Genomic DNA, 25,553 nt, shown 5'->3' on the forward strand with positions numbered 1-25,553 from the left:
TTTTGTATTTATAACTCTTGTTGCAATGAACATGTATTTGCGTAGAAATATTTCTATATTATTTTGCGAAACACCCATTTAACTAAATGATAAAACTTACAAAACACGGTGTACTGTTAAATAAAACAGATTTAGGCTTTGAAAATGAGGGAGTATTAAATCCAGCCGCAATTCGCGAGGGCGATTATGTGCATTTGTTCTATAGAGCTGTGAGTAAAGGAAATTATTCAAGCATTGGTTATTGCATGTTGAAGGGGCCTCTAACCGTAGTTAATAGAATGGATGTACCGATACTATATCCTCAATACGATTATGAAGCACATGGAGTTGAAGATCCTCGAATTTCAAAAATTGACGATCAATATTATCTATGTTATACTGCTTATGATGGTATAAACGCTTTAGGTGCATTAGCTGTATCTGAAGACTTAAAGAAATTTACGAAACTGGGATTCATTGTTCCTCAAATGACCTATAGTGAATTCAAACATCTTGCTACCTGTAGAGGAATTATTAATGATAAATATGCACGTTACAATGAAAAGCTTCACCCAACTTTAAGTGGTATAAAGAAGCAATTGTTATGGGATAAGAATGTGATGTTTTTTCCAAGGCGAATAGATGGTAAATTGTTTTTTCTACATCGCGTTAGACCAGATAGTCAAATTGCATCTATTCAAGAAATTGAAGATTTGACGCATGAATTTTGGGAAAATTATTTTCTGAATTTTGGATCGAACATTGCGCTTATTTCGAAATATGAACATGAGGTAAGTTATATAGGAGGCGGGTGTCCCCCTATTGAGACACCTGAGGGATGGCTGATTATTTATCATGGTGTGCACGATACTACCAATGGCTATGTTTATTCTGCTTGTGCGGCTTTGTTGGATTTGGAAAATCCGCTTATCGAACGAGCCAGACTTCCTTATCCTTTATTTAAGCCGGAACATAACTGGGAATTAAAAGGCGAAGTCAATAATGTTTGTTTCCCTACAGGATGTGTGGTGTTTGATGGTATTTTATATATTTATTATGGCGCTGCGGATGAGCGAATCGCATGTGCTTCTGTCAAGCTGGATACATTGGTTTCGGAACTTCTTCTCAATAAAATTTAAATGATACAAGAACGAAACGCACTCTTAAACACTGTACTTGCTTCCAAACCAAGTCCTCATACTAAATACCAAGAAGTAAAAAACAGGAACGGCAAGGAAAGTCAAATGCCGGAAATACTTTTTGTGACTTCATATCCTCCGCGGGAGTGCGGCATTGCCACTTATACACAGGATTTGGTGAAATCGCTGCACAAAACATTTTATGATACATTTCATATTCATATCTGTGCATTAGAGGATGGCGACCAAAAGTTGAATTATCCTGAGGAGGTACATCACGTACTCAATACCCGGGACCCCAATAAATATGTTGAATTAGCTAAGGTTATAAATTCAAAAACACAAATTCAACTCGTTGGAGTCCAACATGAATTTGGTCTCTTCGGTGGAGAAGGTGAAAAAGCTTTTCAGAAATTTCTGTACTGCTTGAGTAAACCGGTATTCATAGTATTTCATACTGTATTGCCTCGTCCGGATGACCGCATGAGATTAAATGTTCAATTGATTTCAAATGCATGCAGTTCTGTGGTCGTGATGACACATCATTCTTTAAAGATCTTGCGGAAGGAGTATGATATTCCATCGGATAAAATTAAAGTCATTGAACATGGTGTTCATTTGGTTCCGCATTTGAGCAAAGATTATTTAAAAGAAAAATATGGTTTGAAAGGGCGAAAAGTCTTATCCACATTTGGTTTGTTGAGTTCAGGGAAGGGAATTGAAACGACTTTGCAAGCGTTGCCTGATATCATTGTAAAACACACTGATGTAATGTTTCTTATTATTGGAAAAACACATCCTGGAGTCGTACAACATGAAGGTGAACAATACAGGAATCAACTTGAACAAAAGGTGGATGCTTTGAATTTGCGTGCTCATGTAAAATTTATCAACAGTTATTTGCCTTTGCAACAATTGCTGGAATATTTGCAGCTGACCGATATTTATTTATTTACTTCAAAAGATCCGGAACAAGCCGTAAGCGGTACATTTTCGTATGCAATGAGTTGTGCTTGTCCGATCATCTCGACACCTATTCCTCATGCAAAGGAAGTTCTCCGAGAGGATACAGGAATCATCATTGATTTTCAAAACTCAGGTCAGTTAGCACAGGGGGTCAAATATTTGTTAGATAATGAGCCACTGAGAAAGGAATTCAGCTCCAATACGCTCCAGAGAATTGTGCCAACATCTTGGGAGAATTCATCAATGGCCTATGCGCGTTTGATGCAGAAAGTTGTAGGAAGAAGAACACATGCTGATGTTGCTGCATCTTTGACGGATTCTACAAAAGCATCATCGGAGCGTTTTCGAAATATCATCACATTACAATTCAGAACGCCCCCCATTATATTAAATCATTTGAAAAAAATGACTACAGAGTTTGGAATGATCCAGTTTTCAAGAATTAATAAACCGGATATTGAATCCGGATACACACTTGATGATAATGCAAGGGCACTGGTTGTAATCGCTATGCACTATAAGGAAACAAGATCAGCAGAGGATTTGGATAAGCTTATAATATATTTAAACTTTATAAAATTCTGTCAACAATCTGATGGTAGATTTTTAAATTATGTTGACAAGCATCAAAAGTTCACATCGCAAAATGATGAAACGAATTTGGAAGATGCGGCTGGAAGAGCAATGTGGGCACTTGGTTATTTAATTTCATTGGACTCAATAATTCCAGAAAGCTTATTGAAAACCGCAGATGCTATATTGCAAGCGGCACATAAGCCTATTCAAAAAATGAATTCAACGCGTGCAATGGCATTTGTTATTAAAGGTCTTTATTTATACAATTGCACTAAACAAACTCAGGAAATTACGAATACTATTCAATTATTAGCCGATCGATTGGTGCAGATGTACCGTCATGAATCTGAACCTCAATGGGAATGGTTTGAAAGTTATCTAACTTATGCGAACAGTATTTTGCCCGAGTCAATGTTATATGCATGGAGGGAAACAAACAATCCGGTATATCTTGAAATTGCTCAAAAATCTTTTTATTTTTTATTATCGAGGATATTTGAAAAGGGTTTTATCAAAGTGATTTCCAATACAAGTTGGTTACATAAAGGAAAAGAGTCAGACCTTCATGGCGAGCAACCTATTGATGTGGCTTACACGATATTGGCACTTGAAGAATTTTTCATCGAATCAGAAGATCCGGTTTTTCTCCTTAAAATGAAAAATGCATTTAATTGGTTTTTAGGTAAAAATCATTTGCATCAGATCATTTATAATCCTTGCACAGGTGGATGTTTTGATGGACTGGAAGAAAATCATGTCAACTTAAATCAAGGTGCAGAATCTACATTGAGTTATCTCATGGCAAGGCTTACTATGGAAAAGTATTCTGGAAATGTATTTCAGTTGAATTGAGATTTGGTTAATTATACATGGAAGTCACTCACATTTTTTAACAAAAAAATCGCAACTGATATTTAAAAAATTACATTCTGATTAATTTATGCTTGCTAATGTGTTGACCTTGAATCAGGTTTAAAAAGTACATGCCTGTAGGGAGTGAGCTTGCATCGAGTTTAACTTGCAGATCAAAGACTGTACTCCGTATTGAAACCGGAGTTCCCATTTCATTATATAGTTGAATTTGAAGACCATTGGTAAGTTTAGAGGTATGAATAATCCATTCATTTTGTGACTGAGTTGGTTGTATTGAAATGTTCCATGAAGAATTATTTTCTGTTGTTTTGGATATTATTTTTTGATAACACACGATGAGTTCGGGTCTATAGGCTTCGATAGGATGCTCACTTGAACAAAATTTCATGCTGTTATATAGAGATTTGTCTTCCAATGTTAACATCATTCCATAATTCTTGTCGGGACGGGCGTGCCACTCTTTGACAAAGTCGATAACAGAAATATTTTTATAATTTTGGTCTGATACCTGGCTAGTTGGAAGATAAACCTGATTGTTTCCGGTTACTGTTGGACTTGAATTCCATGTTACAGTTGCAGGGTCCCAATCTTCTATGACCTTTCTTAGGTAACATGCATTATTTCCTGCCTGACCTTGGTTGGTTGAGGAAGCATTATGAAAGAGTGATAATCCAGCTGATGTTATTTCAATATCATCAGGAAGTGTAGTTAAGTCAAATTTAATCAAGGAATTTCCATAGCCGGGTACTCCAAAAAAGGTCCATGAAAAAGCTATGAGATCCGGATAATTTGAAAAATTTGTTGTGGGTTCCAGCTCAAAAAGAAAAGCATCTATGCCTTCATCCGGACTTGGTCTAAAGCTCCTGCAACTATCTAATTCTGATTTGTAATTGATTATTAATTTGGGTCTTTTCGCGGCAATGTGGTGATCACTTGAGCAAAATTTCATACTACTGTAGAGACTTGATTCTACCAATTCGATTTTAAACCCATGATTAGTTAATGGTGAATGATACCATTCTTGCACAAAGTTTGTAATATCTATGTCTGAATAATTTTGATTTTCCGAATGACTTGCGGGTAAATATTTGCGATGCATGAAACTGCTATTTGGATTTGAGTTCCAGGTCACGGTATGTTCATTCCACGGTTCTACTATTTTTTCTAAATAACAAGCATTATTTCCAGCCTGGCCTTGATTGGTCGAATATTCATTGTGGGATAGTGATAAAGTAGCATTTGTAATTTTTATCTGTTGGGGCAATGTGGACAAGTCAAATTTAAGTAGAGAACTACCTTTGCCTTCTACACCAAAGAAGGTCCAGTAAAATGCTATGAAATCCGTGTAATCTCCAAAATTTGTATTCGGCTCCAGTTCAAACAGAAATGCATCATGACCTGCATTAGGATCAGGCTGTAAGATGAGTTGTTGTGAATATAGTTGTCCGGAAAAGTAAAAAACCAAAATTATTGGAAATAAATTGAATTGCCATTTCATCTTGTTTTAATTTAGAATGACCAGTCTTTTAAATGCTACAGGTTTTCCTTTATGGTATGCCTGAAGTAAATATACTCCAGAATGAAGAGATTCTAGGTTTAAATTTTGGTTTCCTGATATTTGTAATGTTAAAAGCTCTTTGCCGTTTCCGGAAATTATTTTGAGGCGATCATAGTTACCCGATGTTTGAATTCTGAATTTTCCGGAGTTAGGGTTTGGTAAAATTTCAAATTCAATTGAATCGTTCCATTGATTTTTTGTGTCGACAATCTTTTTAATTTCAAAGAGTTGAACAATGGAATCTCTGTTTCCACAAACATCTTCTGCAATCCATTTAATTTTATGTACGCCAATTGGGTATTTACCGCTTGCGATGGTAGTATTTATAGAATCAGGTATTCTTGGATTATCGTTAATTACTGGCAATTGACCTGACATATGTTCTCGTATGGTTAAGAAACTTTTCGCATAGTCATAACCGCCCGGATATTTTCCGTTGCCATCATTGAATTCATCAATGCAATAACTTACTTTGATATCTTCAGTAGGTATACAGTTGTCTTGTATTTGAACGTAGAGTGGAATAAAAGCAAAGCCACTGGAATCTGAAGCAGATTGATTTCCCTGGATGATATTGATTTCGGGATCTATATCATCTGTAACAAATATCGTTTGAAGAAATTCCCATCTTCCCTTGTTGAGATCAAAATTGGGATCGTATTGACACTCATCGATAGCTGTCCATTTTCTAAGAACTTTCATGCAGGTAACTGTATCAGAAGATAAATATTCATCAACATATTCAATGTTGATCAGGTTGCAATGATCTGCACTTCCCTGCATCAATGTCGGTTTACCCAAATCGGGATTGTCGGGATTGAGTAAGGGTCCGCAAGTACTCACACTTAATGTTGGCATCGTGCAATGTGGCCAAATAATGTCATCAAGGCTGTCGCAAGGATTATTTCGATTGATGTAAAAAGGATCGCAATCAACCACCCAAATTGTCTGTGTAGTACTCACTCTGACTCCATTGGCTGTTTCGATATAAAATCTCCGTTCAATTTTACCTTGGCTGTTGCATGTTCTTAGATCTCTTACTTCGACAACCAGGATGTCTAAGCAAGCAGACAAAACATAACCATCAAATCCCCAAACCAACTCATAGATCTGATTGGGTTTGGCTGGATCATATAGTGAACTGGAATATTCGCAGGCTTTGTTGGGAGCTGTTGGTGCTGAGGGTACACTTGTCGTTTTTCCGGGATATCCCGTTTTTTCATTTTTGAGACAATACAAGGGGCAAACGATATCAAGTGTGCTTACTTTCTTGCGCAAAGTTAAATCCTGCACGACCCGGCCGAATGTAGAATCATCGGGATTGTTCAATGCGTTCATATGGATTGGAAAAGAACAACTCACCACCATATTAGGTGGACCCACCAAAGTGGGCACAGATTTATCCTGAACTTCTACATCTACGATACAATCACTGAACCGTCTGAATAATCTCGCTCCCTGATTCATGTCTTCGGGCAAAATGGGTCCAATACCCGGGTCCACATCATAAACTCTGAGAACTACTTTTATGGTTTTGTATAAATCTGCACAACAAAAGTGTACGAAATCATCGAAGTAAATTTGATTTCCTGAAAGCGTGGTATTGTCATCTCCATTGAATTGGCTACAATACATAGTGGAATCGTCCTGATGAGTATGGCTTCCATTCTGGCTGCCTTGAAGCTGATCTAGTCGCAATACTTTAAAAAATACTTGTGAAGCACAATTTTCAAAACTACCTTCATCAAAAGTAGTCGCCAGAACTTTTGCAACATTTAATCCAGGAAGTTGGTTTCCGGAAATAGTCGTTACTATCTTCATTTTGCAAACAGCAACTGGAGGAATGCGATCTTCAATGATGAGGATAACTTTTTTGCGCGTACTGTTTCCACAGCAATCCATTGCGACGACATAGACCTCATGTATGCCAAGAGGTATATCCGTCAATGTGTAACCGGTGATTGGATTTCCTGTTAAATTTCCTGTTGTGGATTCAATTTGATATCGAATTTCGTGCGAACAATTATCCAAAAGCCATGGTACCTGCACTTCCCATCTGCCGAGGCAGTTAAAGTCTAAAGTCGACAATTCTAATGTGTCGGGGTACAAGATCAATGGTGCTTCTTTGTCTACTATTTTAATGAGTTGATCATATTTGGCAATATCTCCGTTGCACCAATCTAAGACGGTCCAGCTTCTGATGATTTTTGAACAGGGTGCTGCTCCGAAGTCACAACTATCTACAGTAGCAATAATTTTTTCATCTTTGAATGACATGGAAATATTGGTGCAACTAAATCCAGTAGGTCTGCCAGTTCCCTGCCACATGATGTGTTGAGCGGATTCCCAGCACAGAGGATTTTGCATTGACCATTGCATGTGTTGTGGATAATACACAGGATCCGGATTGGGGTGACCATCTTTATCTCCACCCGGGTCATCGATGCAGTTCCAACCTAAAATCCTTGGTTGTCTTCTGTTGGGATAAATATCCGGTTCATTAGGATGGGCCAGCCAAAAAGCAGAATCCAATAGAAAGCCATCAACACACAACGGATGATTTGAAAAATGAGGCGTCACATCAAAATTGTTTATTTTTTCGTGACATAACAGTGAAGGTTCTTTGAGATCATTGTAATCCGGTGGAAATTTGATATCGCTTATCCCGATTAGATTTATCGTAATCAGTTGAATGCATTGAGATTTGAGATCAGACTCATCTTCAACAAGCCACGAACGCGTAATGATGCGATCGTAGGCTAATGCACAATCACCTCGTAGAATTTGATCTTTATAGGTGAGATTGTAATCGCCACAATTCTCAACTACTCCGGCCTGGCCGGTGAACCGCGGTGTAGATGGCTTATCGCAAGTTATGGTGACATTGGGCGGACAAACAATTTTAGGTGGAATTGAATCTTCAACTTCAATGCGTCCCCAACAGTTTGAACCATTAATGCAATTTGTAATGGTTGCCTTCAGAGTTCTTCGAATGTCTGCCTTGCTCAATTGGATACCATTTTGCATTGAATCTCTGTCAATGACTCTGTTGGTAATCCAATCTCTGACTTCAACGGAATAATAGGAGTTGCATAAATTTTGGCCCTGCACCTGAACAAGATCTTCCGGTGAAACCGTGTATAAACAATCTGCGTTCAGGAATACCTGTATTTCATCTTTGCAACTCAATTCTGAAAGATAAGTACAGGCACAATCGATCACCCAAATGGTTTGAGTTGTGCGAACGATTTCATTGTTCAAACCTTTAGCACTAAATATGCGCCGGATACTTCCTTCATTTCCGATGCGTAAATCCTGTACTTCAATTTGTATGGAACTGGGATCCGTAAATAAAGTGTATCCATCTTTGCCCCAATGCAGTTCATATTTCTTGTCGGTCTGATTGGTGTCATAAAGCTGACTATAATAATTGCAGGCCAGAGTTGAAGCAAAAGGTGGAACGTGGTTGGGACTGGTGTAGCCTGGATAACCCGTGAGCTTATTTTCGATGCAATAGTTTTCGCAAACAATATCAAAGGTGATGATCTCAGAGCTGTCGAGGGGATCGGTCAGCATTTTTCCAAACGTCGGATCGAGCCGATCTGAAAGTGCGGAAATATTAAATAAATAGGAGTTGGAGATAACCATATCTGCCGGAGCGACGATGACAGGAGATTGGCTGAAGCAAAAGTTACTTGGGATTAAATTTGCCCAAATACAAATGAACATAATTAGGGCGTAGTTTTTCATTTTTATGTTTTTATAAAATGTCAAAATAATTGAATGTGCAAACGGAATGTTCTCGCGAACAATTCTTATTTGTTTTGATATATTAAATAATTATTTAATGTATAATAACTGCGAAAATTGAGACTTTATACTCGATTTACTACTTATTCAAACCGCAACGATAGAACTAAGTCAAGCAAATCTTCGCAAGTGTGGACGAGGTGCGTAAACAAATGTAAGGAGAATAGGTGGGAACGTATAAAAAATTTAGAATTTATTTTGAAATTGATTTATCATGTGAAACATGATCTGTCTTGAATTATTGTAAACAAGTACAATGTATTCCTGCTTAAATAGAATTCCAACAGTTTTTAATAAAAGTTCTAATGCTTGTAATCAAACTACCCTTAGAATCTAAACATAACAATTAATTTTGTATTTTAATGAACACTAATACACCATGTCGACTGCTCTGAGTCTGCTCCAAAAATATTTCGGTTATAGCACATTTCGCCCTTTACAGGAAGATATTATTCAAGCTGTATTAAGGAATAAGGATGTTTTGGTTTTGATGCCTACAGGTGGCGGTAAGTCGGTTTGTTACCAGGTCCCGGCAATGGAGAAACAAGGTACGGCACTCGTAATATCACCTTTGATCTCGCTGATGAAAGATCAGGTAGAAGCTTTGACGAGCAATGGGGTTCCGGCTGTTTTTATCAATAGTAGTCTCGATAGAATTGCAGAAGCGGAAATTGTGCGTCGGTGTTTGGCTAATGAGATCAAATTGTTATATCTGTCGCCAGAGAAGGCTTTGTCTGTATCGGATAATTTGTTGAGGCAACTTCAGATTTCTATGATAGCCATAGATGAAGCCCATTGTATCTCTCAGTGGGGACATGATTTTAGACCGGAATATACGCAGCTTAAAAATTTGCGGAAGGTTTTACCAGGAGTTCCAGTCATTGCACTTACGGCGACTGCTGATAAAATTACGCGTAAGGATATTATTGTGCAAATGAATCTCGACGACCCGGAAGTATTTATATCTTCTTTCGATCGCCCAAATTTTCATTTATCGGTGCGCAAGCAAGTGAAGGGAAAAGAAAAGGAAGAGGAGATTCTAGCTTTTATTAAAGCCCATAAGGAACAGTGTGGAATTATTTATTGCCTTTCCCGAAAAAACACTGAATCCATCTGCGGTTTTTTGCGAAATCAGGGAATCAATGCAGCTTATTACCACGCTGGCATGAATTCTGAGCAGCGATCTAAGGTGCAGGAAGATTTTATATACGACCGGACACAGGTGATATGTGCAACTATAGCTTTTGGAATGGGTATCGACAAATCGAATGTACGTTGGATCATCCATTACAATCTTCCCAAAAACATGGAAGGATATTATCAGGAAATCGGAAGAGCAGGACGCGACGGCGCTCCTGCTAAGACCATTTTGTATTATAATGTTTCAGATCTCATGATGCTCAATAAGTTTGCCATGGAAAGCGGGCAAACAGAGCTCAATCTTGAAAAATTGAAACGCATACAACAATATGCGGAAGCAAGCGTATGCCGAAGAAAAATATTGCTCAGTTATTTTGGGGAAAATTACGACCGCAATTGTATGTCCTGTGATGTCTGTGATCATCCACCAAAATATATAGATGGTACACTCATTGCACAAAAAGCTATATCAGCTTTAATACGTGCAAAGGAAAACATTGGTGTTAAAATGCTCATTGATATTCTCAGAGGTTCCATGAATGCCGAATTGATTGCGGGAGCTTACGATCAATTAAAAACACATGGAGTAGGGAGGGAATATTCTTATCAAGCCTGGGAATCTTATATTCTGCAATTTATGCAACTCGGCGTTTTTGAGATGGCTTATGACGAAGGTTTTGTGCTGAAAGTAAGTGATTACGGAAAACGAATCGTGAAAGGGGCTGCGAAATTGGATCTTGTTGAAGCATTCGTTCTACAAAGGGATGATACTAAAAAACGCGAACGACCGCAGTCTGAGGATGGGAACAGTTTATTCAATGAACTCCGAAAACTTAGAAAACGTGTTGCAGAAATGGAAGGCTTACCACCGTATCTTATTTTTCACGACAGCACTTTAATGCAAATGGTTGAATTGAAACCCGCCAATAGCCAGGAGATGTTGCGCATTCCGGGGGTATCGCAAACCAAATACCAAAAATTTGGCCCACTATTTGAAAATTTGATTCAAGCGTATTTAGGCGAAACGATTTCTGCCGGCAAAATAGATGTATCCGAATACTTGTCTGATGATAAAATTGCAACTTATATCGAAGAACTTAAAAAATATCCGGTGCGGATATCGCATACTTTGATTGCGAAGTTATTGCTGGCAACAGGAAAAGACTATTCATCCGGGGAACTAACAAATGTAAGTTTTTATGGTTTTTTAAAAGGTCATACGACCTATAAATATATAAGTCCAATATTGGCACAATTTTTCAAATCGAAGCTGGTTCCGACAGGAACTCTTCGTGAGATCGAAGCCGCCAATTATTTTACAGGAGAATTATGGAACAATTTGGAACCAGACCAAATCAGAATTTATCGGGATACGGTATCGATGTTTGAGTCCAATAGACCAAGCGATATTATTGACAACGACTATATCCTTCAGCAGCGAAAAATGCATCCTCGTGCTTATGAGTTTTGGAGTGATGAGGAAAATCAGCTGTTGTTGGAGTTGAGTTCTCAAACCAATGATTTGGATTTGATTGCGGATATATTGCGGAGGAATTCAGGGAATGTGAAGACGCAGTATAAGAAAGTAGCATCAACCCAGCCAACTCCCCTCTAGCGTGAAGATAGGATTGATCTTGTAATAGTTGACCACTCATTAGTTAATTTTATTTGAGGGCCGGTAGCGCGTCAGAAATATGTTTCGTTGGTCGTGAGGGACGATGGGGTGTTATGAATAGGATTGTTAAATGTGATGGATCATAGCTTATTACATTGACATATCGTTAATCGTGAGGGGCGATGGCATGTTGCGAATATGCTTCGATGATCATGAGGGTCGTTTCGATGTTATGAATGTGTTTGATCAACGAGATGGACGATAGCGTATATAATAATATATCGTAAATCGTGAGGGGCGATACCGCCTCACTCAGATATCTCGCCCTTTCAGGGCTAATTGCGTTTAGATCTGAAAATTAAATTGCATCAACGATAGCGTATATAATAATATATCGTAAATCGTGAGGGGCGATACCACCTCACTCAGGTATCTCGCCCTTTCAGGGCTAATTGCGTTTAGATCTGAAAATTAAATTGCATCAACGATAGCGTATATAATAATTTATCGTAAATCGTGAGGGGCGATACCACCTCACTCAGGTATCTCGCCCTTTCAGGGCTAATTGCGTTTAGATCTGAAAATTAAATTGCATCAACGATAGCGTATATAATAATTTATCGTAAATCGTGAGGGGCGATACCACCTCACTCAGGTATCTCGCCCTTTCAGGGCTAATTGCTTTTAGATCTGAAAATTAAATTGCATCAACGATATTGTAATATTAAGTTTCGATCTATTGATGTCAATTAATATTAGCCCTGAAAGGGCGTTATATCATACAATAGGGTATAGCCCTATTTTTTCATTCTGAAAATTTAGCAGGGATTCTTGCTTACCTTTTTAGCGAATGTGCAAAACTTTCAATCCCAAACATACTTCTCATCATATTCAACTTTATATTTTTTCAACATAGCACGGTATTCAATTTGAAAATTTTTCTTGTTGTGATGTTTGTGCTGATTTGATATGTAGGCAATTACAGTTTCTACTTCCGAAGGTTTTACTGAAAATGCCCCATATCCATCTTGCCAATAAAAATTTTCATATCCCGCCCCTTTTGTTTTTATCCATTTAGAAGAATGAGATTTTATTTCTTCCATCAACTTCATTAAAGCTATCTTTTTTGAAAGCATACACAAGATATGGATATGGTCGATGTATCCACCCACTTTAATTACATGACAGTCGAGTTTATTACAGATGCCTCCAAGATAACTATGGAGCTCGTCTTCCACGGGTGGATGTATCAGCGCTTGCCTGTACTTTGTGCTAAATACAATATGTACATAGTTTTTTACGAGTGATTGTCCCATAGTAATAAATTATGGGCTGCACAGTCCGTAGGCAAAAATGGCCCTTTTAATGAATTTTCTATATGCAATCATAGCAAAGTTTAACGCTATTAATTTTTCTCTAATTGTGAATTTTTTGTAAAATCAAAATGCCTATCTCCAAGCCAATTTCATAAACCATTTTTTAAAATGGGTCTTCTCTGAAGTTATTATATTTAATTTGTGTATCATGAATATCTCCATCGATTTCGAGAATCAATTTGATTTCATGACAAAGAAAATCTACAATATATCTTCTTGGTGATACAGAAGATCCGCATTGAATAGCAACCTGTCTTCTGAACTTCAATTGATGAAATCTCCTGTTCCTGACCAATTCCCAAACAATTTTTTCAGCTGGTGTTTGAGTTTTTCTTAATTCACGGGTAACATCTATTATACTCATAGAATTCAAAAATAGAAAACAGTCAAACTGTATTTATATCAATTTATTGATATAAATACATAGTTTCTTGAAAAGTGCATTTGATTTATTGAATACCAATTCACTCGTATTAGTTTATGAAAATCGCAACTCTCTTCTCCACGCCAGTGGAGAAGGGCCGGGGATGAGGCCCAAATTATATCTTTTGAAAACTCCTGTATAATATCACCCCATCTTTAAAATCGAGTTGTAAAAAATAAATTCCCGATGGTAATTTTGAAATGTCGACTCTTGATTGTTTAGAACACTCCTTGATTGGGAGAATTTTATTACCAAATAAATCCATGATGCAAATTATTTCGGGTATGGTAAATTCTGTTTCGATAACTATTTCAGTGCTTGCTGGATTAGGAAAAATATTGCAGATAAGATTTTGATTGTAATAATCTTTTGTGTTCACAATACAACAATATTCATAAGGACCGATATCCCAAGCAGGACCACCTAATCCATCGCCATCAATAGGTCTAGGCATTCCGTCAAAGTCCTGAGTTACGACATTTGCCATATCGGCTCCTTTATCGATTGCCAGCAAACTGTTGGCGGTCAAATGGAAATCAGATGTTGGTGACACAAAATTTGGATCACCATTTTGTCCTTTTATTTCAGATGCAGGATATGCGGAACGAAAAGCTGTTAAAGTTTTATATGATGTGCCACTAACATAGATCAGATTATTTGAACTGGCCGGGAAATAATAAAGATTATGATCTAAGGATATTCCATTCAATCCATTATTGAAATAAACCAACGAATGGTTAGCATTAGAAGTGGTCTTGTAAAAAATGTTGTTTTTAATTTGAAGATTTACTGGATTGATCGCATTGGTAAAAAACAATGCGGGTTGATTTGATCCTGTATGGATGATGTTGTTGTAAAAGAAAATATCTTTTACCGGTCCGTTATCGGAAATAAATACCTGTGCTGGGAAAATATTATTTCTAACGATGATATTTTCACTTAGTAAGGTTTGCGTACCCGATTCTGAACTAATTCGAAGACCTTGAGGTGCGTTGTAGACATGATTACCTTCGATGACTACATTTTTAGTTCCCGATGATTGGTCACCTCCAACGTGGATCGTATGAATATAGGTATTGTGTATTCTATTGTTTCGGATGATGAGATTTTCCGAAGCCCGAAGTTTGAGACCATCATCGGCATTTTTAATTTCATTACCTTCAAAGAGAATATTCTTTGACTGACTAATGTAAATACTATGCACAAATACGCTGCCGCAGCCATTGCTATCCAGCACATTGTTTTTAAACTGCACATCTGTTGCAGAACAGAAAATTCCCTGACCTTGTGCATCGTTGCCATTTTTTTCAAGCATACAGTTTTCTACCGAGATGTTGTTTTGATATAGGATCATTCCATTTTGGCAACCTGAAATATAAAGGCTATTGAGGATAATGTGATGTGGCTTTAAACTGTAGAAGCTTTCGTTGACATATACACCAACCGGACGGCTGCCAATCGCTGAATTGCTGATCAATGCAAGATCTTTAAAGTGGAGGTAAGAAGCAGCTGCATTTGCCGAACCGCGGCAAAGTAAAATTTCACCCGTACCTGATTTAAAAATAGTGGGCCGATTGCCCATACCATAGGCTCCGATAAAAATGTGTTGATTTGGATTACCTTGGGCCGCTCCTGTAGCAATGCCGATAGTGCCTGACCATAGGTCACCCCTCTTTAGAAAAACGCTGTCGCCGGCTCGAACTGTGGTATTCAATAAATTATTTAATGCGTTTAAACTTTTTCTTGGGCCATCTGTGCTGTTGGCATTTGGCAGTGCCAATCTCCCGCTCCAATTATCATTTCCAATGCTTTCAGAAAAGTAGTAATTGTTAGAAAATGCCGAAACACTTATGAATAAGAAAACTGGGAGTAGGAAGCTTTTAGAAATCATATTGGGTGTTATATTATAATTAAATAATGAGCATCGTTATAAAACTTTGATAAATTTTTAATTAAATGAAATTAAGAACCCTTAATAAGTTGTATAGCGCATACAATTCAATATTACCTATTACCGGTCTTTAAAATATTAATTAGCACGGGCTTATCCTTCTTAAAATCTCAACATATTTCTTCTAAAATTCATTTTTAGTATTGGAATATTTGAAATTGAATCCTAAAAAGCTCAATTCTTAATTAGCTTCCTAAGCAGTTTAAAATTGGGACCTTGCAAATCTAAAACATACATTCCGGATTCAAAATGCCTGGTATCTATTATAAATTTAAAATGATTAGTTAGACTGGAAACATTTTCTTCAAAAACTTTGAGACCAAAGGTATTGTAAATGCTAAGCGTGATGGGCCCCACGTGGCCGGAAAACTCAATTTCTGTTTGATCATTAAATGGATTGGGTTTAACCATCAATGAATAAATGCTTTCGTAATTATTAATCTCAATGTCTTTTCCATTTAGGCTTTCTCCGTTCAATTCATTGGACTTATAAAAGTGTTTATCAACGCTACTATACGAGTCGTATTGATCAACCGTAGCCTGAAATATTTCATTTTTCTTAATTTTAAAAAGATCGTTGGCGGTCTGAGGTGAAACATTAAAAGGTTTCACTCTTACAAAGACGGTAGCGAGTGCACAATCCTGATGGCCATCGCAGAGTTCGTATTGAAATTGATCTTGACCATAAAAATCGTGAAAAGGAGAATAAGAGAAACTTCCGTCCATATTCATAATTACTGCGCCACCTTTTGCACCGCCGTAGGTCCCAACGAGTTTCCAGCTGTCAAAAATATCCCCACTTGCCGTATCGTTGGATGCCACTGATTCGTTAAGCACCATATCTTCCAATGTGATAAAGTTATCATCTGCAGTTCTGGGAAAATCATTTATGGGACTTACAGATAATGAAACCATAGCTCTTGAACAATCCTGATTAGTATCGCAGATCTCATAAGTGAAGCCATCGTCACCATTATAATTTTTTTCTGGTTTATAAAAAAATGCACCTCCGATTGTCATCCTGACAATAGCATGTTTTGCTCCTCCATTTGGCCCAACAAGTTTAAAATCATTGGTTCCATCTCCACTTAAAGTATCATTCAATCCTACATTTCCTGAAAATGAGATATCTTCAATTAAATTGAAACGATCATTTAATGCCACACTTACATCATTAACTGATTGAATTCTGATTTTTACTTTTGCAGTAAAACAGTCCTGATCTTGATCACATATTGAATAACTGAATTCATCATTTCCATAATAATCAGGCACTGGAATATAATGAAATTTCCCTTGATTATCTAAAGTGACTGTGGCGTGCTGCGCGCCACCATTTTGGCCATTGAGTGCCCATATGTTTCCACCATCTCCGCTTGGAATATCATTTAAGCCGACATCTCCTGAAAGTGATTGGTCTTCATTTATAGTAAATTCATCATCTGCAATTATTGGTAAATCGTCTACTGAGTTAACGGTCAGGATCACTGTTGCTGATTGACAATCCATATCAACATCACAAAGTTCATATACAAAAGCATCCGTTCCGTGAAAGTTTGGATTGGGTTTATATGTAAACTCACCATTTTCTTTTATAGTAACGCTTCCATGCAGGGCCCCTCCATTATTGCCTTTTAGTTTAAAAGCATTGGGAATGTCTAAACTTAAAACATCATTAGTGTAAGCATATGCTGTTAATTCATTGTCTTCATTTAGATCAAACTGGTCATCTACTGCAGTGGGCAGAGAATTCGCGTTTTTTCTGAATCCCTGTGCAAAAAAAGTTGCCCATCGATTTCCCTGGAACAATAAGGCAGGGATTCCGATCGACTTCATTTTTGTTTGATCTATAGGAACTACAGAACTTTTAACAGGCTTCAAAGGAGAACTTGTAAATCCATCATCGAAACTTACTTTAAGATCTAAAACAGAAAAATTTGGAAACCCAAAACCTTTGGTCTTTTCCTGAATGTAGTGGAGCTCTCCTTTTTCAACATTGCATCCGACAATGGCATTTTCCAGTGGAACAGTCGGGCTGTTGTAATCACTAATGTAAAAATCCATTGCCATCACTGTTGGCGAATTTTTAGAAAAGTTAGGATTTTTAAAATGATATAATCTTTTGGCTGAAGGATTGGCTAAAGGAGCCCGAAATAACTTTTCAATTGCCCCATCAGCGAATTTATCGTGAGGTAGATCCCAAAATCGCAAAAATCCAATGTCCCATTGATGATACTTGTAATTTCCATTATGGCTATGTTCATTATAACAATCATACATTAAATAACGGCCGCTGTGGTCAAACTCCATGGTTGAAATTTCCACAACTCTTGAACTCTTGACAGTAACATCAAACACGGGATTTGTAATGACAAATTTTCGTTCATTGCCGGTGATCAGATCTTTAATGATAATGTTATTATTATTTAGGACTTGTTTCTCCAATAAAGCTAAAAATCTTCCGTCTTTAGCAACGGCAACATTTCTGTAATTGGGTTTGTCCAAAACAACAGATTGATCCCATGCTTTGGTGGCTGAATTGAAAATGAGTTTATAAACTTTATAATCAGTAGCTACAAAATAAATAGCTGAACCATCATCGAGTACACTTGGTCTGCTCAATAAATCCAAGCTGCTAATTTTTATTAAATTTTGAACTGCAGTTTCACTAATGTACAATCCTTCGTTTTTTGATTTAGTTGCATTGAATTTTGAACTGAGGACATATTCTATACCCTGATTGGGTTTGAGCTGTGCGTCAGTAAAATCAAAAATTCCACCTCCGGGTTGGGGGCTGGTGCCAATACCAACCTCTTCAAAAGCCATGGAAGCTTTTTCTTTAATAGATGCTTCAAGAGGATATAAATCAAAACAAGATTGTTCGATTGCAGCGCGAAGGTCTTTAAAGTTTGCTTGTCTGATCAGGTAAAAATTCATGGCGTGGTAGTAAACTTTTTCAGCTATCTTTTTGGCATCTTCTTCAGTTCCTGTTTTTGCAATCAAGCCCTGAACAAATTTATAAAAGGCGAAATTCGGAATCCCACTATTCAAGTGAACTCCGCCTGCATCAGCAGCACCTTTATACTGGGATTTGACATGGTCAGGTTGCCAGAGCCAATGCATATTGGTTAAGCCCTGTTGAGGATTTGCTACATTTCTTTGAAGGCCAGTCGGAAAATCTGGATGTCCTTGAATGATGACATCTTCGCCCAAACCCCAGTCATCGCGATCCACCATGACTCCAAATATGTCAGCAAACGATTCATTTATTGCACCCGATTCACCTACGTATTCTAATCCAGAAGTTGCATCAATGATTCCATGTGTGATCTCGTGTGCACCTACATCAAGCGAACCGGCAAAATCTTTATATCCATTCGTCAAGTTGCCAATTCCATAAAAGATGGTGTTTTCTGCCCAGAATGCACCTTCATAATTTTTATCAAAATTTATCAAAGACCTGATCGTGCCACCATTCCCATTTATGGAATTCCTGTTATGAGTATTAAGAAAATAATCATAGACTAATCCGGCATTGTAATGCGCAGATATGCCGGCTTTGGGAAAGTTATTTGTACTGCTGTAAATTTGTACTGCTGCTTGACTGCTATTTCCACTTTTTGCATCCTGCGTCCAAATGGCCCCAATAGGTGCAGTGAGCTTAAATTGAGCAGCATTGAACATGGGTTTTGAACCATCTATGAGATAAACATCCATACCTTCCCGCCAGACATGTATAGAGCGTTCAACATCTTGTAAGTCTTTGGCTAAGGTTGTTTCATTTGTGAGCATGATATCATTTTCTGATTCGCAAGATTCCGTAAGGTGATGGCTGTGGTTTTTTTTGTCTGGACAAAATCCACAATAGTTTTTGTAGCTTTTGAGAACTTTGTTGTCTAGTGCATCCACATAAACGATCCAGGGATATACACCATCTTTTACCATTTCAATCCTGTAAATTAAATTCCAGTTTGTGGTTTCAGGATTTTTCTGGTAACCTAATTTTATAGATTTAGCTGTAAAGTTTGCATCAACTAGATTTGCCGATGGATCAGAACCGATCGGAGCTTTTATGAAATATTCTTTTGCTGTTTGAAAAGACTGCTGTTCGTTTATAGTTGCTGCAATTTGCTGTTCAGGTATAACAGCCCTTCCATGTGCCATCATGGTATTATCCTTATATAAGTGAACAAGGTATTGGCCATTGAATACCGGCAAACCATGATAAGTTTGATCGAACTTCAAATGAATATTCGCCAGTGCATCTGTTTGTTGTTCCGATATTTCAAATCCAACACCTGAATCACTTGAAAAACCAATCAATACAGGCAAATGATTACTTAAACTTTTAATATTTTCCTCAACGTTCAATCCGGTTAATGCTGAAAAACGGAAACGCGTTGCCATCCCGGAAACATCAGCATCCAAAGATTTGAAATGATGAATCAATCTTTGACTGTTGGTTTCAGTTAAAGCAGAGTAAAGATTAAAGATTTGAATTGAGGTGTCGGTTGTGATTCCTTTATTTAAATTGGGATTCGTTTGTCCGAAAGCAAAGTAAACAACTGAAAAGCAAAGAAGAACTGAATTAAGAAACTTCATAATTATTTATTTGATAGGCCAATATTAAGATCTTAAAATAAGCATTTTTTGAGCGAATTGTAAAAAAGAAATGGATTATTAATGTAACTTGTTTTTATTCTGCCATTTAAATATTAGACTATATTTTAATATATATAATTATAAATATCAGTAAAAAGTTATAGAAGATTTTGGTTCGCTATGGATATTGTCGCAAAAAATTTAATTTCGGACAAGGAAATAGTTATTTGGAAGTTCAGGGAATTATTCAATAATAAGCAGTTCGATTAGAAACATAGTCAATTGAAAAAAATATGTTTAGCGCGGTAAAGTAATACACATATCAAGCCTGTATATTGGTACTGCAAAATCCTTCAATGCATTCGAACTGAAAATGAAATAAAAAAAAGGCTGCCCAAATGGACAGCCTTTATCAGTGGAGGATCAGGGATGCCGACGATCCCCGAAGAAAGCAATAGTTAAGAAAAGGAAATGGAATAAGGGGATGTCGGCATGCTGACAACAAGGCACGGAAATTAGAAAGAAAAATAAAATAAGAAAGCCTTGTTCGTCAGCATTCGAACCTGTGCGGATAAAATTGACGTAAAGACTAGGCGTAAAAGAAAAAGGTTCCAGTCTTTTGACTGGAACCTTAGTGGAGGATCAGGGATGCCGACGATCCCTGAAGAAAGCAATAGTTAAGAAAAGGAAATAGAATGAGGGGATGTCGGCATGCTGACAACAAGGCACGGAAACCAGAAAGAAAAACAAAATACGAAAGCCTTGTTCGTCAGCATTCGAACCTAAAATGATGGAAATAAAAAAGGCTGCCCAAATGGACAGCCTTTATAAGTGGAGGATCAGGGATTCGAACCCAGGACCCCCTGCGTGCAAGGCATAATATTTGCTTAATCTTATCATTGTTTTATTCCCTATTATATCGTTAAACGCATTGTAATACAGGCACTTGTTATCATATTATATATTGTTATTATATGTTTATTATGCATTTCTGTATGCAAACTGTATGCAAATGTATTATTTTTGTGTATATTCTAAAAGATATGGAAAAGCAGGTTTTTATTTCTTTGGTCCTGGATAAACGGTATGAAAAAGCGAACAAGAAATATCCACTCAAACTAAGGGTATTTACTCCGGAACCCAGGAGACAAAAGCTATATCCTACTATTTACGACTTTACAGAAAAGGAGTTTCAAAACATCTGGCTTACTTCAAAGCCTACTAAAGAACATAGATCAATCAGAGAAAAGCTCCAGGCTCTTGAAAAAATGGCTTTAGATAAAGCCTATAATTTGGTTCCATTTGACTTTGAGGAATTTGACAAATCGCTAAAAACGGTAAAAGGTGATCGGCAAAATGTGTTATTAAAATACCAGGAACAAATAGATAGGCTGAAATTGCTGGACCAAATAGGAACCGCACAGCTTTATGAATTAAGTCTAAAGTCCATAATGGCTTTTGTAACTAATTTTACCGGTAAAGAAGTTCATAAGTTGTTTTATAGGGAAATTACTCCATTATGGCTTGAAAGATATGAGAAATATATGATTGAGGTGATGCACAGGAGTACAACCACCGTATCAATGTATCTGCGTTGCCTAAGAGCTATTTTCCACAATGCCATTGCTGATAAAGATATTGACTCAGAAATTCTTCCATTTGGAAAAAATAAATACCTGATACCAAACTACAAAAAAGTAAAGAAAGCTTTGAATAAGGCTCAATTAAAAATATTATTTGATTCTAAACCAAATAATCCGGAACAGGGAAAAGCCAAAGATTTCTGGTTTCTTTCGTTTTTTTGTAATGGTATGAATCTCAAGGATATTGCTTTATTGAGATATAATAATTTGCAGGATGATAAACTGACATTTTTACGTGCAAAAACAAAAAACACGACAAAGCAAAATCAAAAACCTATAACCATTTATTTAAATCAAATTGCAAAAGAAATTATTGACAAGTATTGCATTCCAGCACAAAGTCCAAAAAGTTTAATCTTCCCTATTATTTCAGACCAGGATTCTGAAATAATAAAATTCAACAAGATTAAGAATTTTAGAAGATTCGTTAATCAGAATCTGAAAGTATTGGCAGCTAATAATGGAATCACAGATGAAATTTCCAGTTATTGGGCAAGGCATAGTTTTGCCACAAGTTTGATACGTTCAGGTAAAAGCATGGAGGTCGTTGGCGAAGCTTTTGGCCATAGTGATAAAAAAACTACCCAGAATTATTTTGCCGGTTTTGATGATGATACCAAAAAGACGATCAGCAATGATCTGATGGATTTTTTGGATCTATAAAACCAAACTCACATCTCCCACTTTCTGTTGTAGTACTCCTGACTTATTCCTCCAGATGATTTGATAAACATAAACTCCTGGCTGGCATTTTTTACCCCGTGCACTACCATCCCATTTCGCACATAGGCCATTTTTAATTTGTAAGCCGCTACATTCAAAAACAAGATTACCCCAACGGTCAAACAATTGGATGCTTTCAACCATCCCGTTTCCCTCCTCCAACACAGGTCCCCAGCGATCATTGAGATTATCTCCATTTGGACTAAAACTATTAGGGACATACAACTCCTTTTCCTTTTTAATAATCCTTATGAGTATGGAGTCAATCGCAGTGCAACCATTGTCATCTTGTACGATGATGTAGTATTTGGTATCTTTTGCAGGACTTACTTTGGGACGTAAACAATTTGTACAACTCAGTCCGGTAGATGGTGACCAATTTACCTGATTTACATTGGATGAATAATAAGGATCCAATACCAAGGAATCTCCTTCATCGATTTGTAACTCATTGAGTACATCAACCCGGATTTCATCATACCATTTGATCTGATAATGAAAAACCGAATCGCAACTGCTTTGGTTTTGTTTTCGGATGGTCCAATTCATTTCTTCTTGGATCCAGGCATTTGCGATATATATTGAATCGCCCTGACAAATAAAATATTGAAGATTCTTTGCTTGTGGAATGCCTTTGTAGCTAACGATCGTTCTATGAACTGAATCACAGCCATTTTGGTTTTGATAATGAGATTCAATCTTCAAAGTATCATAAATCCATTGACCATTAAGCTTAATTGAATCTCCTGGACATATTTCATATCTGTTGGTGTCGGGTAAGCTCAAAGGATACAGTTTTATATTAAGGTTCCATACTGAATCACAGCCATTTGAGTCCTGATTTACCAATTCTTTTTGAATACTGTCTTTATACCAAACTCCTGAGAACAATACGGAGTCCCCCCTGCACATGATATGATTAAACTGATTGGGTAGATTCTCAGGATAGACCCTGATATAAATTACATGATTTGAATCACATCCATTCCTATCTGAATACGTTTGAACAATATCAATACTATCCTCATACCATTGTTGCCCAACTTGTACTGAATCACCCGGACAGATCCAAACCTGTTCTGTGGATGAAATGGTTGGAAGGAAGGTCAGTAGTTGAAGATATGAAACGGAATCACATCCTGATTGATCTTGATAATTGAAGATTAAAAGGGTATCTGAAAAATAATAAACATTCGCAATGAAAAGACTATCTCCCGGACAGAACACAATACTGTCCCTTTGAACAACAGCTTGTTTTTTTGTATAAATGCACAACGACAGAGTACTGTCACAAAATTCTGCAAAATGGATTTTGACATCCAGACATGTATCATTAGTCAGAGAAGCGATCTCGAAGCTATCAGAAGTAAGAAAATTTCCATTGACAAAAATGCTGTCTGCATTTGAATTGAACTTAAATGTAGCGGTACTGCCACTGCATATTGATGTATCTCGTTGTAACCACTCAAACGCCGGTTGGCAATTACAATTATTCACTTTTATTTTTAGGGTGTCACTTTTATATCCGCATAGAGTAAGATAAGCTGCAATCACCCGTTTATACCCGGGATCTGCAAAATAAACATCGATGGTATCCCCGTTTTGGTTTACGATGACTCCTCCGTCAGGTAAAACCCATTGCAAATCAGGATGCGGACAAGGATCGGTCAACACATAACGCACCGTCGTATCGGCGCAAAACTCATAAGGACCATGCGTAAAGAGCCGGTAAGGAAACTGCAGGCCTTGTGCAAAATGAGGCGCTCCAAGTCCTGAGCCTTCCCCTAAATAAAATCCTTGTGATTGGAAATCACAGGCAAGGCCTTTCTCATTTGGTTTGGATATTGTATATAAATTCAAACTACTAAAAACGTCGGTGATATATATTTTATTATCAGGACCCAATACTGGTGCACCTATGCTACGCTTCCTCTGATCCAAAATTGGTACTATACTTGAATTAATTACTGCAGTATCTAACATACTCAAATCTATTTGCCAAATTTTACTTCCGGTGATATACAATTTTGTGTCGTCTGAAGAAAATTCGGATCCGTATACCCATTCATTAAATAAATTAAAACTCAATGGTACTCCACCGTAAATTGTTCCGGTCATTGGGTCAAAACGATGCAGTTCTATTGCATTTAAGAAAACTCTATTTACTCCATCAAAACCTCCGGTTGCCTCCACAATAACAGAACCGCTATGAGAAGATTTTAGATAACCCCATAAATAATATTTTTGATCAAAGTTATTCACAATCCCCGAAATGAAAATCCCATTTAAGCTTAATCCATTTTTATCTAACAGCCACACCGTAAATTGCTCGGTAATTGCATTTTGACCTATGATCCACCAGTCTTTTCCATTACAGTGGCGGATGCCTTCCACTCGTTCTGAGGTAGTATCCATCAATATCTGGTGTTTTAAGATCACCTTACCCAAGCCCCCGTTTTGACTCATGTCGATGATAGCATATCTGAGCGTTTTTGCAAAAGTGTCTGTTTGGTCTGTAATCTGTCCTGGGTAAAATATCCAATACAAAGAATCGGTTCCCGGTTGGGGTAAAACTAAATTCATGGTGGAAGAAGCTCCGGCTAATCCAAATGGTGAATTGATATTTCCATTGTCCATCACCTGATGATTAGAATTAAAAATCTCATTATTGTTGGTATAAAATAATAATTTTCCATTACGATCACAAATTGAGGTATGGGCTTCTCCTCCATATCCGCTAAATCCGGTATCCACTGCCGGAAAACCCCGATTCCAGTTTAGACTATGTTTGCCCATATACCATATCGAAGCCTCAAGACCTGTTAGACAATTGTCGATTTGTGACCCAAATGAAGGCAATTTTAATTTATTGTTGATATCATTTTTTAAGATTAATGTTCTGCTCAATAGGATTGGATTTATTTCGACTTTAAATTGATTTGCATCACCTTTTTGAAAATAAAAATTAATTAGTTTGGTTTCGTTTTCAAAATTGTTAAATTCTGTTATTGGCCAATAAATGCCCATCCCAAGGATCAATAAAAAATATAAACAAATTTTATATACATTTTTCATCAGTGTATAAGCTTATTGAGATGATCCTTTTACACAAGTAAACGCTTTCTCATAAGTTAAAGTCAAACTGTTACTTGACAAAGATAGGTAAATCGGCCTATTT

11 protein-coding genes are annotated in these 25,553 nt (G+C 37.0%); 4 read left to right on the top strand and 7 right to left on the bottom strand.

Translation table 11 applies throughout. The features are described from left to right. Window positions 1-86: 86 nt before the first annotated feature. On the top strand, window positions 87-1,118 hold the full coding sequence (locus IPM92_10945) for a pesticidal protein Cry7Aa (protein MBK9108855.1): 1,032 nt from the start codon (window positions 87-89) through the stop codon (window positions 1,116-1,118). A 105-nt stretch (window positions 1,119-1,223) separates the two neighbouring features. Then, window positions 1,224-3,512: a glycosyltransferase gene (locus IPM92_10950; protein MBK9108856.1), complete on the top strand. Its 2,289-nt coding sequence runs from the start codon at window positions 1,224-1,226 to the stop codon at window positions 3,510-3,512. Between the two features lie 70 nt (window positions 3,513-3,582). On the opposite strand, the gene IPM92_10955 is transcribed toward IPM92_10950, so the two are convergent. Both IPM92_10955 and IPM92_10960 read right to left on the bottom strand, forming a co-directional pair. Then, a complete protein-coding gene (locus tag IPM92_10955) occupies window positions 3,583-5,031 on the bottom strand; it encodes a DNRLRE domain-containing protein (protein MBK9108857.1) in 1,449 nt (482 codons plus the stop codon). Between the two features lie 6 nt (window positions 5,032-5,037). Further along, window positions 5,038-8,841 carry a T9SS type A sorting domain-containing protein gene (locus tag IPM92_10960; protein ID MBK9108858.1) on the bottom strand — a complete coding sequence of 1,268 codons (3,804 nt, stop codon included), beginning with the start codon at window positions 8,839-8,841 and terminating at the stop codon, window positions 5,038-5,040. 439 nt (window positions 8,842-9,280) lie between these two features. Between IPM92_10960 and recQ the strand changes: the two genes are divergently transcribed. Beyond that, the gene (recQ, locus tag IPM92_10965) at window positions 9,281-11,656 is read left to right on the top strand and encodes a DNA helicase RecQ (protein ID MBK9108859.1); all 2,376 of its coding nucleotides are present in this window, start codon (window positions 9,281-9,283) and stop codon (window positions 11,654-11,656) included. Between the two features lie 863 nt (window positions 11,657-12,519). Here recQ and tnpA read toward each other — a convergent pair. The 4 genes from tnpA to IPM92_10985 form a co-directional block, all read right to left on the bottom strand. Further along, window positions 12,520-12,972, bottom strand: a complete 453-nt coding sequence (tnpA, locus tag IPM92_10970; protein ID MBK9108860.1) for an IS200/IS605 family transposase — start codon at window positions 12,970-12,972, stop codon at window positions 12,520-12,522. 163 nt (window positions 12,973-13,135) lie between these two features. Continuing rightward, the gene (locus IPM92_10975; protein MBK9108861.1) at window positions 13,136-13,396 is read right to left on the bottom strand and encodes a DUF559 domain-containing protein; all 261 of its coding nucleotides are present in this window, start codon (window positions 13,394-13,396) and stop codon (window positions 13,136-13,138) included. Window positions 13,397-13,571: 175 nt separating this feature from the next. Further along, window positions 13,572-15,347, bottom strand: a complete 1,776-nt coding sequence (locus tag IPM92_10980) for a right-handed parallel beta-helix repeat-containing protein (GenBank protein ID MBK9108862.1) — start codon at window positions 15,345-15,347, stop codon at window positions 13,572-13,574. A gap of 234 nt (window positions 15,348-15,581) precedes the next feature. Continuing rightward, window positions 15,582-20,009: a tandem-95 repeat protein gene (locus tag IPM92_10985; protein ID MBK9108863.1), complete on the bottom strand. Its 4,428-nt coding sequence runs from the start codon at window positions 20,007-20,009 to the stop codon at window positions 15,582-15,584. A gap of 1,043 nt (window positions 20,010-21,052) precedes the next feature. On the opposite strand from IPM92_10985, the gene IPM92_10990 reads away from it, so the two are divergent. Next, on the top strand, window positions 21,053-22,315 hold the full coding sequence (locus tag IPM92_10990) for a site-specific integrase (protein ID MBK9108864.1): 1,263 nt from the start codon (window positions 21,053-21,055) through the stop codon (window positions 22,313-22,315). On the opposite strand, the gene IPM92_10995 is transcribed toward IPM92_10990, so the two are convergent. Beyond that, window positions 22,310-25,450 (bottom strand): gliding motility-associated C-terminal domain-containing protein, encoded by a 3,141-nt coding sequence (locus tag IPM92_10995; protein ID MBK9108865.1) that lies wholly within the window; start codon window positions 25,448-25,450, stop codon window positions 22,310-22,312. The two genes, IPM92_10990 and IPM92_10995, sit on opposite strands and share 6 nt — an antisense overlap. Window positions 25,451-25,553 lie beyond the last annotated feature (103 nt).

It is taken from the genome of Saprospiraceae bacterium (assembly GCA_016719615.1).
GTDB lineage: Bacteria > Bacteroidota > Bacteroidia > Chitinophagales > Saprospiraceae > Vicinibacter.